General features: G+C 62.6%; 10 protein-coding genes. 4 read left to right on the plus strand and 6 right to left on the minus strand.

Going from position 1 to position 11,857, the window contains the following annotated elements:
- The first annotated feature begins 76 nt into the window (after positions 1 to 76).
- Both ftsZ and lpxC read left to right on the plus strand, forming a co-directional pair.
- Complete coding sequence (ftsZ, locus tag ISS97_RS06615; RefSeq protein WP_379987050.1) at positions 77 to 1,264, plus strand: cell division protein FtsZ; 1,188 nt, start codon at positions 77 to 79, stop codon at positions 1,262 to 1,264.
- A gap of 443 nt (positions 1,265 to 1,707) precedes the next feature.
- Positions 1,708 to 2,622, plus strand: a complete 915-nt coding sequence (gene lpxC / locus ISS97_RS06620) for a UDP-3-O-acyl-N-acetylglucosamine deacetylase (RefSeq protein WP_090449112.1) — start codon at positions 1,708 to 1,710, stop codon at positions 2,620 to 2,622.
- A 229-nt stretch (positions 2,623 to 2,851) separates the two neighbouring features.
- Here the strand turns inward: lpxC and ISS97_RS06625 are convergent, their stop codons facing one another.
- Complete coding sequence (locus ISS97_RS06625; RefSeq protein ID WP_379987049.1) at positions 2,852 to 3,340, minus strand: DciA family protein; 489 nt, start codon at positions 3,338 to 3,340, stop codon at positions 2,852 to 2,854.
- Positions 3,341 to 3,369: 29 nt separating this feature from the next.
- Here ISS97_RS06625 and ISS97_RS06630 point away from each other — a divergent pair, with 29 nt between their 5' ends.
- Together ISS97_RS06630 and secA are read left to right on the plus strand one after the other, a co-directional pair.
- The gene (locus ISS97_RS06630) at positions 3,370 to 4,299 is read left to right on the plus strand and encodes a peptidoglycan DD-metalloendopeptidase family protein (RefSeq protein WP_379987048.1); all 930 of its coding nucleotides are present in this window, start codon (positions 3,370 to 3,372) and stop codon (positions 4,297 to 4,299) included.
- Positions 4,300 to 4,545: 246 nt separating this feature from the next.
- Positions 4,546 to 7,278, plus strand: coding sequence for a preprotein translocase subunit SecA (secA, locus tag ISS97_RS06635; RefSeq protein ID WP_379987047.1), 2,733 nt, complete (start codon positions 4,546 to 4,548; stop codon positions 7,276 to 7,278).
- A 74-nt stretch (positions 7,279 to 7,352) separates the two neighbouring features.
- On the opposite strand, the gene ISS97_RS06640 is transcribed toward secA, so the two are convergent.
- The 5 genes from ISS97_RS06640 to ISS97_RS06660 all read right to left on the minus strand — a co-directional run bounded on the left by ISS97_RS06640 (position 7,353) and on the right by ISS97_RS06660 (position 11,823).
- Complete coding sequence (locus tag ISS97_RS06640) at positions 7,353 to 8,204, minus strand: symmetrical bis(5'-nucleosyl)-tetraphosphatase (protein ID WP_379987046.1); 852 nt, start codon at positions 8,202 to 8,204, stop codon at positions 7,353 to 7,355.
- Positions 8,204 to 8,587 carry a Co2+/Mg2+ efflux protein ApaG gene (gene apaG / locus ISS97_RS06645; protein WP_379987045.1) on the minus strand — a complete coding sequence of 128 codons (384 nt, stop codon included), beginning with the start codon at positions 8,585 to 8,587 and terminating at the stop codon, positions 8,204 to 8,206. Before apaG ends, ISS97_RS06640 begins: the two co-directional genes overlap by 1 nt.
- Positions 8,588 to 8,650: 63 nt before the next feature.
- Positions 8,651 to 9,439, minus strand: a complete 789-nt coding sequence (gene rsmA, locus ISS97_RS06650) for a 16S rRNA (adenine(1518)-N(6)/adenine(1519)-N(6))-dimethyltransferase RsmA (RefSeq protein ID WP_379987044.1) — start codon at positions 9,437 to 9,439, stop codon at positions 8,651 to 8,653.
- Between the two features lie 27 nt (positions 9,440 to 9,466).
- Positions 9,467 to 10,474, minus strand: coding sequence for a 4-hydroxythreonine-4-phosphate dehydrogenase PdxA (gene pdxA, locus ISS97_RS06655; protein ID WP_379987043.1), 1,008 nt, complete (start codon positions 10,472 to 10,474; stop codon positions 9,467 to 9,469).
- A gap of 8 nt (positions 10,475 to 10,482) precedes the next feature.
- Positions 10,483 to 11,823 (minus strand): peptidylprolyl isomerase, encoded by a 1,341-nt coding sequence (locus ISS97_RS06660; RefSeq protein WP_379987042.1) that lies wholly within the window; start codon positions 11,821 to 11,823, stop codon positions 10,483 to 10,485.
- Positions 11,824 to 11,857 lie beyond the last annotated feature (34 nt).

An 11,857-nucleotide genomic window follows, 5' to 3' on the forward strand; every position in this document is an offset into this window, starting at 1 on the left:
TCGCCCACCACCACCGGCCGACAGGAGACGGACCGCGTGGTTACAACGACAACGAAAGCTCTACGGAGGACGGGAAATGTTTGAACTGATCGAAAAACTCGCACCAAATGCAGTGATCAAGGTCATTGGCGTCGGCGGCGGTGGTGGCAATGCCGTGGCCCACATGCTCAATGCAAACATCGAAGGCGTCGAATTCGTCGTCGCCAACACCGACGCGCAGGCCATGAAGAGTTGCGGCTCGCGCACCCACCTGCAGCTCGGCGGCAACGTCACCAAGGGTCTCGGTGCCGGCGCCAACCCGGAAGTGGGTCGTCAGGCCGCACTGGAAGATCGTGAGCGCATCGAGGAAATGCTCGAGGGTGCCGACATGGTGTTCATCACCGCCGGCATGGGTGGTGGCACGGGTACGGGCGCCGCACCGGTAGTGGCACAGCTGGCCAAGGAGAAGGGGATCCTGACCGTGGCCGTGGTGACCAAGCCGTTCCCGTTCGAAGGCCGTCGCCGCATGCAGGTTGCCATGAAGGGCATCGAGGACCTGTCCCAGCATGTCGACTCGCTGATCACCGTGCCGAACGAGAAGCTGCTGTCGGTGCTTGGCCGCGAGGTCACGCTTCTTAATGCGTTCAAGGCTGCCAACGACGTGCTGCAGGGCGCGGTGCAGGGCATTGCCGACCTGATCACTGCCCCGGGCCTGATCAACGTCGACTTCGCTGACGTGCGCACCGTGATGTCCGAGATGGGCATGGCGATGATGGGGTCCGGCACTGCTCGCGGTGATGACCGCGCCCAGGCTGCCGCCGAGGCCGCCATCAACAACCCGTTGCTGGAAGACGTCAACCTCAATGGCGCCTGCGGCATCCTGGTGAACGTTACCGCTGGCCCGAACCTCACCATGCGTGAGTTCGACGAAATCGGCCGCGTGATTCACGACTTCGCCAGCGAAGACGCCACGGTGGTGATCGGCACCTCGCTCGATCCGGAAATGCAGGACGACGTGCGCGTTACCGTTGTGGCTACTGGCCTCAATCGTGCGACCACCCGTCAGGTACAGCGCCCGGTGGTGACCCAGCAGGTGGAAATGCGCCAGCGTCCGCGTCCGGTCGTGCTGCGTACCGGTACCGGTAATGAGGTGGTGGATTACGCCCAGCCTGACGTGGTTGCCAGCACCACCGGCCGCAATGATACGGCCGCGCCGGCCAAGGGTTCGGATCCAAGTTTCGACTATCTGGACATCCCGGCCTTCCTGCGTCGCCAGGCCGATTGACAAAAAAATGTTCAAAAAGGAGTGAACAAACGTCAGATTGACTTGTCAGTCACACAACCCGGCGGGCGCGTACTGCAAAGTTTGCGTTCGTTCCGCCCTGATTTGGCTTGGGGGAAGGGCTGACGCCAGTCTGGATTGCTCCTGGAAGAACATGACAAGACTGTGCGTCTGGGATGACGCATGACCGACCAGAAACCTCGTTTTCTGGTGGGTCCGATGCCTCGCCGCCGGCTTCCCGTCCCGGTGCGAGGCATTGTGTTGTGCCTAAAGTATTGACGGAATTGAGGTATTTACCTGTTCGCGGCGCTAGTAGCTCTCATTCAAGGATGAAAGGAGAATGAAAGCGTGAACAGACTGTACGGGCCGGTTTGCTTTTTCAGTGGTTAAGACTGTGTTAGCATCCGTCCCCTGTTGGCTGCTGCCCTTTGCAGGTACCAAATAAAATGATCAAGCAGCGTACGCTTAAGAACATCATTCGTGCCACCGGCGTCGGTCTGCATACCGGCGACAAGGTGTACATGACGCTTCGACCGGCGGCGCCGAACACGGGCATCGTGTTTCGTCGCACCGACTTGAATCCTCCGGTGGAAATCGCCGCTCGCCCCGACAATGTTGGCGACACTCGTTTGTCGACCACGTTGGTCAATGGTGATGTGCGTGTGTCCACGGTGGAGCATCTTCTTTCCGCCATGGCGGGCCTGGGCATCGACAATGCCTACGTCGACCTGTCCGCGCCGGAAGTGCCGATCATGGACGGCAGCGCGGGTCCCTTCGTGTTCCTGCTGCAGTCCGCTGGCATTGAAGAACAAACCGTCGCCAAGCGCTTCATTCGCATCAAGAAGCCGATCAAAGTGCAGGAAGGCGACAAGTGGGCCAGCTTTGAGCCGTTCGAAGGCTTCAAGGTCGGCTTCTCGATCGAGTTCAACCATCCGATCATCAGCAAGCGTACTTCGCGTGCCGAGATCGACTTCTCGACCACCTCTTTCGTGAAGGAAGTGAGCCGCGCGCGCACCTTCGGCTTCATGCGCGACATCGAGATGCTGCGCGAACACAACCTCGCGCTCGGCGGTTCGATGGATAACGCCGTGGTGCTGGACGATTACCGCGTGCTCAACGAAGACGGCCTCCGCTACGAGGACGAGTTCGTGAAGCACAAGATCCTCGACGCGATCGGCGATTTGTACCTGCTGGGTCACAGCCTGATCGGCGCCTACTACGCGCACAAATCAGGCCATGAGCTCAACAACAAGCTGCTGCGCACCCTGATGGCCGACGCTTCGGCCTGGGAAGAGGTCAGCTACCAGGACGATCCGGCCACCTCGCCGATCTCCTACGCCCATCCGGCTCAGGCCATCTGAGCCCTCAGGTTTTAGTCCAAATCTGAACAAACTGAACGGCCGCGTCGAAGGACGTGGCCGTTTGTTTTGTGATACAACTCGCCCCTTCGTGTTGCCGTGTTTCACGTACTGGAGATGTCACCGTCTTTCGTACCCGTGAGGGCATGCTATAAACCCGGCACCGCCAGAGAGCGTCGGTGTGGTAAGGGCGCGCGGCGGCAGCACGATCTGCAAATACAGGGGGAGCGGTTCAGGATCGGCCGCCCCGGTTGTTCCGGGAATCAGAAGTTTCGGCGATGGACGCCAGCTCGAGGAACAGACGCCGCATTTCGGGGTCTGAAATCGAGATTGCCGCGGCCTTCAAATGGTCTGCGGCAGCGGGCGAAAGCGGTTTTGTCCGATCCGGTGCGATATCGACCGGCGGAGGGGGAGCCACTTTCACGGTGACGTATCCGGCGCGCACGCCAATGGCGTGTGCGGCAGCGAGGATTTGCGCCTGCATAAGGCGAAGCCTCGAGGCCAGCGCTGGCGAAGGAGCCAGGAAAACGAGACGGCCGTCGTGCAGGTTGGCAAAACGTACCTGTTCGCGGAGTGGTGACGGCAACGTCTGGCGCAGTGCGCGATCAAGCGCTTCCAGCTCACCGGCCTTACGGGCCAGTGCGGCGAAGGAGCCACATTCGGTTAGGGATTTCGGTCCTGATCCGGTGCGGCGGGGAGCGTGTGGTACGTCGCGCTGCATGGGTGCCGACATCTTCGACGTGGAAAAACATGCAAATCATACTAGTCTCACGCACCAAGCGGGTGCCGAAAACCTTCAATCTCGCCGATCGGCGCCTGCGCTATCGCTTGATGGGTATTGCCGCCGCCGCTGTTCTGGGGTGTGCGGGCCTGGGCGCCACGGTGGCGCTGGCGGTGGCTAGTCCACGCGATCAGGCGCTCTCCGAGATACGACGTTTGCGCCAGCAAGTGTCGCAGCAGAATGGTCAGCTCGGCGACGTACGTAAGGATGCTCAGCGCGAGATCGATGCTTTGGCGATGAAGCTCGGCCAGTTGCAGGCGCAATCGACCCGCCTCAATGCTCTGGGCGAGCGGCTGACCCAGGTCGGCAAGCTCGATGACGGTGAGTTCAATTTCGATGAGCAGCCGGCAGTAGGTGGTGTGGAAGACACGGGTGACAGCGCCTACGCGCTGCCCCAGGCACTGGATACCAGCATCAGTCAGTTGGCCGGCCGCTTCGATAGTCAGCAGGCACAGCTCTCCGCGCTGCAGAGCCTGCTGCTCGACGCCAAGATTGAGTCCAATCTCAAGCCCACCGGGATGCCGGTGCAGGGCTATATCTCCTCCTATTTCGGCGGCCGGCCCGATCCGTTCAGCGGTCATGCCGCGCACCATACTGGCCTCGACATTTCCGCACCCACCGGCACGCCGGTGCAGGCAGTGGCAGAGGGCATGGTCACTTTTGCCGGCGTGCGCAGCGGCTATGGCGACGTGATCGAGATCGATCACGGCAACGGCTATATGACCCGTTATGCCCACAACAGCGAGTTGATAGTGCGCCCTGGCCAGCGCGTGCACGTGGGCGACGTGATCGCCAAGGCCGGTTCGACCGGCCGCTCAACCGGTTCGCATGTGCATTTCGAGGTCTGGTACAAGGGCAACGTCGTCAATCCGCTGGCGTACGTGCGCAACCATCGCTGAAACGCCGGACCTTTTCGCGGCCCAGCCTCTTGAAACTCTTACCCGGTGCCGCCAGTCAGATGAGCCGGGACCGATGACGGGGCGCCTCCGCAAGAGGTTGCGGGAAATCTAGGTCGATTCCGATATGGACGGGCGCAAGCCCGCCCTTCGTTTGGGATCGCCGACCGACCCTAGTATCATTATTCCTTTCGTCCCGCCCGTTTTTACGTAGGCGGGCCGCCTACGACTCCAGGATTCGGAAGATCGATGCTCAATCGCGCCCTGACCAGCCTTTTCGGTAGCCGCAACGACCGCGTGCTGCGCCAGCTTTCCAAGTCCGTTGCACGTATCAATGCGCTCGAGCCCGAGTTCGAGAAGTTGAGCGACGAGGCGCTTCGCGCCAAGACCGACGAGTTCAAGCAGCGCATCGCCGCTGGCGAGTCGCTGGACAAATTGTTGCCGGAAGCCTTCGCCACCGTGCGTGAGGGTGCCAAGCGCGTGCTGGGCATGCGCCATTACGACGTGCAGATGATCGGCGGCATGGTGCTGCATTCCGGCCGCATTGCCGAAATGCGCACCGGCGAGGGCAAGACCCTGGTGGGCACGCTGCCGGTGTACCTCAATGCGCTGGAAGGCAAGGGCGTGCACGTCGTTACCGTGAACGACTACCTGGCCCGCCGCGACTCGGCGCAGATGGGCAAGCTATATAACTTCCTCGGCCTTTCGGTGGGTGTGGTGTGGCCGGGTATGGACCATGCCGACAAGGGCGCCGCTTACGCTGCCGACATTACCTACGGCACCAATAACGAATTCGGTTTCGACTACCTGCGCGACAACATGGCGTCGAGCAAGGATCAGCGCTACCAGCGCGGTCTGAACTACGCCATCGTCGACGAAGTCGACTCCATCCTGATCGACGAGGCACGCACCCCGCTGATCATTTCCGGTCCGGCCGAAGATTCTCCGCAGTTGTACATCGCGGTGAACAAGATCGTGCCGAAGATGATCCGTCAGGAAAAGGAAGACGGCGCCGGTGATTACTGGGTCGACGAGAAGCAGAAGCAGGTGCATCTGTCCGAAGAGGGCATGTCGCACGCTGATGAGCTCCTGCGCCAGGCCGGCGTGATCGACGCCGACAGTGGCCTGTATGACTCCAAGAATCTTGCGGTCGTGCATCATCTCAATGCCGCACTGCGTGCCAACGCGATCTATCACCGCGACGTCGATTACATCGTGCGCGATGGCGAGGTAGTGATCGTCGACGAATTTACCGGCCGCACTTTGCCGGGCCGCCGCTGGTCGGATGGCCTGCATCAGGCGGTGGAAGCGAAGGAAGGCGTGCCGATCCAGCGCGAGAACCAAACGCTGGCGACGATCACCTTCCAGAACCTGTTCCGCATGTACAAGAAGCTGGCCGGCATGACTGGTACAGCGGACACGGAAGCCTACGAATTCCAGCAGATCTACGGCCTGGAAGTGGTGGTGATTCCCACCCACAAGCCGATGATCCGCCAGGACAACCCGGACATGGTTTTCCTTGGCCAGCAGGCCAAGTACGAAGCCGTGATCGAGGACATCCAGGACTGCCACAAGCGCAAACAGCCGGTGCTGGTGGGCACGACCTCCATCGAAGTGTCGGAGCTCCTGTCCAAGCTGCTCAACAAGGCCAAGATCCCGCATGAAGTGTTGAACGCGAAGCAGCATGAGCGTGAGGCACACATCGTGGCCCAGGCCGGTGCGCCGGGTTCGGTGACCATCGCCACCAACATGGCCGGCCGCGGTACGGATATCGTGCTCGGCGGCAGCCTGGAAGCCGCGCTTGCCGCGCTGCCGGAAGAGGCCAGCGACGCCGACAAGGCGCGCGCAAAGACCGAGTGGAAGAAGCGGCACGAGCAGGTGTTGGAGGCCGGCGGTCTGCATATCGTCGGCACCGAGCGTCACGAATCCCGTCGCATCGACAACCAGCTGCGCGGCCGTTCCGGCCGTCAGGGCGATCCGGGCTCGTCGCGTTTCTACCTGTCGCTGGAAGACAACCTGCTGCGCATCTTTGCTGGCGACTGGGTCGGCCGCTGGATGCGCATGTTCGGCATGAAGGAAAACGAGGCGCTGGAAGACCGCATGGTCAGCCGCCAGATCGAGAAGGCGCAGCGCAAGGTCGAACAGCACAACTTCGACATCCGCAAGCACCTACTCGAGTTCGATGACGTTGCCAACGATCAGCGCAAGGTGATCTACAGCCAGCGCGACGAGCTGCTGGAAGTGGATGACGTCTCCGACACCATCACCGATATCCGCGACGACGTAGTCCGCGATGTGGTGCAGCGCCACGTGCCGGCCGACAGCATCGACGAGCAATGGGACATCGCCGGGCTCGATCGCGAGATGGAGAGCGAGTTCGGCTTGTCGCTCGACCTGAAGCATTGGGTGGAGCAGCAGCACGAGATCGATGCGGGCATGATCCAGGATCACGTGCGCGAAGCCGTCGAGCACCTGTTCAAGTCCAAGGAAGAGCAGATCGGCACCGACACCATGCGTCAGCTCGAGAAGCACATCATGCTCAGCGTGGTGGACAACGCCTGGAAGGAGCATCTGGCCAGCATGGATTACCTGCGCCAGGGCATCTATCTGCGCGGCTATGCGCAGAAGCAGCCCAAGCAGGAGTTTAAGCGCGAGTCGTACGAACTGTTCTCCAGCATGCTGGAGCGTATCAAGACCGAAGTCGTGCAGATGCTGGCTCGCATCCGTATCCGCAGCGAGGACGAAGTCGCCGCGATGGAGGCGGAGCAGCAACGTATGGCCGAGCGTCTGGCGCGCCAGATGCATGCGACGGGCGGCGGTGCGCCGGTCGGTGCGCTCAATGCCGATCCAGAGGCCATCGCCGCAGGCAGCCTCGCCATCGCGCCGGCAGCGACACAGGATGGCCCCAAGGTAGGGCGCAACGATCCGTGCCCCTGCGGCTCAGGCAAGAAGTACAAGCATTGCCACGGTCAGTTGAGCTGATCGTTGTAACTAGTGCGAAACAAAAAGGGCGGCCTCAGGGCCGCCCTTTTTGTTTCCGGTCTTCGGCAGAAAAGTCAGTCGCCGCCACCCGGTATGCGCTTGCGGTAGGGCTCGGCGTCCACCGCAATGTACTGCGGCTCTTCGCTGTCCAGGCGAAGCGCGGTGAGTTGACCGCCCCAGACGCAGCCGGTATCGATGGCATAGATGCCCAGGCCACTGAAGCGGCCAAGCGCCGACCAGTGGCCGCAGACGATGCGGGTCTCGCGCCGGCGCATGCCGGGCACCTCGAACCATGGATACATGCCGGGTTTCTGCGTGCCGGGTATACCCTTGCTTTCGAAATCGATGCGCCCGTGGATATCGCAATAGCGCATGCGCGTCAGCGTATTGATCGAGGCACGCAGGCGCTCGATGCCTTGCAGGCGGCTCGACCAGGCTGCCGGTCGGTTACCGAACAGGTTCTTGAGGATGCGTGCATGTCGTGGGCCGGAGAGCTCGCGCTCCACCTCCATCGCAGAGCGTTGAGCCTGACGCAGCGTCCACGATGGCGCCATGCCGGCATGCACCATGGTCCAGCCGAGCTGCTCGTCATGATGCAGCAGCTTTTGCGAACGCAGCCATTCGAACAGCACTGGTGCGTCGTCGGCAAACAGCACCTCGCGCAATTCGGGATTGACCTTGGACTGCGCTTCAGGGCGACGCTGCGCGATGGCGAGCAGGCTCAGGTCGTGATTGCCCAGCGTCACCACGACCTGCTCGCGCAGGCTGTGGATCAGGCGCAGGGTTTCCAGCGACTGGCCGCCGCGGTTGACCAGGTCGCCGCAGAACCATAGGCGATCGCTGGAGGGATCGAAGCGCAGCTTGTCGAGCAGGCGTTGCAGCTCGGGGTGGCATCCCTGCACATCGCCGATGGCGTACGTAGCCATCAGTGCAAGGTACGCGGAATGGACAGGGTGAACGGGGGGATGGGAGCTTCGAAACGCGTGCCGTCATCGGCCAGCATGTCGTAGCTGCCCTGCATGGTGCCTACCGCCGTTTCCAGTACAGCGCCGGAGGTGTATTCGTAATCATCGCCAGGACGCATCCACGGTTGTTCGCCGACGACGCCATCGCCGCGCACTTCTTCCACCTTGCCGTTGGCGTCGGTGATGACCCAGTGCCGCGACATCAGGCGCGCCGGCACATCGCCGGCATTGCGCAGCGTGATGGTGTAGGCGAAGACGTAGCGATTGTCACCGGGCTTGGACTGGTCGGGGACGAAGCGTGTTTCGACCTGCACGTCGATCGTGTAGGAGGCTTTCTCAGTCATGGTGCGATTGTAAAGCCTGACGTTGCGCAATGGGGCAAGCCCACGCACACGTGGCTGAACAGCTCAGGTGCCGGCCAGCACCTTGGCGAGCCGCACGAAATCCAGCGGAGCAAGGGTTTCTGCGCGAGCCTTGGGGTCGACGTCGGCGGTCTTGATGGCATCGCTATCCATGAGCTGGCGCAATGCGTTGCTGAGGGTCTTGCGACGCTGCGCAAAGGCGGCCTTTACCACTGCGTGAACACGCGCAGGATCGGCATCGTGGCGCTGCTCTGGCGATAGCGGAATCAGGCGCACCACAGCCGAGTCCACCTTCGGCGGCGGGCGGAACGCGCCCGGAGGCACCGTGAACAGTGGTTCCACACGACAAGCCAGCTGCAACATGACAGACAGACGTCCATACACCTTGCTGCCGGGCTCGGCCGCCATGCGGTCGACCACTTCTTTCTGCAGCATGAAATGCATGTCCTGGATCGCTGCGGCGTGTTCCACGCAATGAAACAGGATGGGGCTGGAGATGTAATAAGGCAGGTTGCCGGCAATGCGCAGGCGCTCCACGCCGTGTCGATGGGCGAGGGCGGTGAAATCCACCTTCAGCACGTCCGAATGGATGATGCTCAGCTCACCCACACTGGCCGCACGTGCGGTGAGGTCGGGGATCAGGTCGGTATCCAGCTCGATGGCCGTGAGTTTGCCTGCAGCGGCGAGCAGGGGGAGCGTGAGCGCACCCTCGCCCGGGCCGATCTCCACCACAAAGTCATCAGGTTTCGGCGACACGGCACTTACGATGCGCTCGATATAGCGCTTCTCGTGCAGGAAGTGCTGGCCGAAGCTCTTTTTGGGGCGGGCGTTCATGAGGTTCCTGAAAAGAATGGCGCGGGCTCAGGCCCGCTGCACAGATGCGTTGCGACGGGCCACCAGCTCCAGCGCCATGCGTGCGGCAGCAATCAGGCTGGATGGATCGGCTCGCCCACTGCCGGCCAGATCCAGCGCCGTCCCATGATCTACCGAGGTGCGGATAAAGGGCAGGCCCAGAGTCAGGTTGACGGTGCGATCGAAGGCTTCGCTCTTGAGCACCGGCAATGCCTGGTCGTGATACATCGCCACCACGGCGTCGTAGCGTTCGCGCTGCGCAGGGACAAATGCCGTGTCAGCTGGCAGCGGGCCAATCAATTGAAGACCGGCGCTGCGCAGGGCGTCCAGCGCGGGAATCATGACGTCGATTTCTTCGCGCCCCAGATGCCCATCTTCACCGGCATGCGGATTGAGCCCGAGTACGGCGATACGCGGCTCCGCGTAACCGAACTTGTCGCGCAGCTCGGCATGCACGATGCGCAGTGTGCGCGTCAATGCTTCAGCCGTTATGGCGGCCGGAACCGCCGACAGCGGCAAATGCGTAGTGGCCAGGGCGACACGAAGCTCTGGACTGGCCAGCATCATCACCACATCGCTGCGGCTGCGCTCGGCGAAGAATTCCGTGTGCCCGCTGAAGCGGATGCCACTGTCGTTGATCGAGGACTTCTGCAGTGGCGCCGTGACTATGGCCTGATAGCGTCCGCTCATACAGCCGTCCGCGGCCTCCGCCAGCGTCGTCAGTACATGGCGTGCGTTAGCTGGATCGGGGCGGCCCGGTTGTTCCAGGGCGGCCAGCGGCACGTGCAGTACTCGCAACGTGCCAGGGCGGCGCTCAGTGATTGCGCTGCCGTCGTCATCGATGAGTTCGATAGTGGTTCCGCAGCGCTTTGCCGCACGCTCCAGCAGCGCGCGATCGGTGATCGCAACGAAATTGGCCGCCAGCGAAGTGGCGGCCAATCGGATCAACAGTTCGGGGCCGATACCCGCCGGCTCGCCAGCGGTAACGGCGAGCCGAGGTAGCGCGCCTGCGTTCAAGGCATCCCTCAGGAGGACTTGCCCTGCGGGGTGGGGTCTCGCAGATCCGGCACCAGGATGTTGACGAAGGCGCCGGAGCGCATCTCGCGCAGGTAATCCTCGTAAGCCTGCTCCGCCTTGCGGTTGCCGATTGCCTGGCGAGCCTGATCGCGTTCGATCTGGTCGGTAAGGTCGCTCTGGCGCTCGCCAAGGCGCTGCAGGATGTGCCAGCCGGCCTCGCTCTGGAACGGCTGCGACACCTGGTCGTCCTTCAGCTGGGTGATCTGCTGGCCGATGATCGTGCCCCAGGCCTGCTGCGGGAACCAGCCCATATCGCCGCCGACGTTGGCGGTGGTGTTGTCCTTGGAGTTGTCCTTTGCCAGCTTGGCGAAGTCCTCATGCTTGTTGACGATGCGGCTGTACAGCTCCTGCGCTTTCTGCTGGGCCTGTTCCGGCGTCATCAGCTCGCTCGGCTTAATCAGGATCTGGCGGGCGTGGAACTCGGGCACCACCTGACGACTCGGTGCGCGCTGCTCAATCAGCTTGAGGATGTGGAACCCGGTCGGGCCACGCAGGGCGGGGCTGATATCGCCCGGCTTCATGCCGGAGACGGCGTCGGCGAAGGCCGGGGGCACTTCGTCCATGCGGCGCCAGCCGAGGTCGCCGCCATCCAGCGCGTCCTGCGCGTCGGAATAACGGATCGCCGCAGCGTGGAAATCCATGCCGCCTTTGGCAGCCGCGATCGCCTCCTCGGCCTTGCGCTGCGCTGCCTGGATATCGGTCGCGCCCGCGCCGGACGGCAGGCTGATCTGGATATGCGCCAGATGAATCTCGCCGGCCTTATAGGTGGGGCTGGCCAACAGGTTGTTGATCTCGCTGTCGGTGACATTCACCGAATCGCGCACCACGCTCTCATGCAGGCGCTGGGCAATCAGCTGTTCGGCCAGCTGCTGGCGGAAGGCGGCAAAGCTGGAACCTTCCTGCTCCACCGCGGCGCGCAGTTGCTCCGGCGACATCTTGTTCTGCTGTGCCACGGCACTCACGGCCTGGTCGATATCGGCATCAGACACGCGGATACCCTGGTCGTTGGCGCGCTGCACCTGCAGCTTCATCAGGATCAGGCGGTCCAGCACCTGTCGCTGCAGCACGTCCATCGGCGGCAACTGGCCGGGCTGGCTGGCGTACTGCTGCTGCACCGAGCGTACGGCTTCATTGAGCTCGCTCTGCAGGATCACACCCTCGTCCACCACCGCCACGATACGGTCGAGCGGCTGCTTGCCCGAGGCGGCCTGCGGCAGCAGCTGAGCATGGGCGGGAAGGGCGGTCGCGGTCGCGACCGCGAGCAGGAACAACGCGAGAGGCTGCTTCATTCGGAGAGGGCCTTCAATCGCCTCTGGCGACCGG

The organism is Dyella koreensis, from assembly GCF_044904565.1.
Lineage (GTDB): Bacteria > Pseudomonadota > Gammaproteobacteria > Xanthomonadales > Rhodanobacteraceae > Dyella_D > Dyella_D koreensis.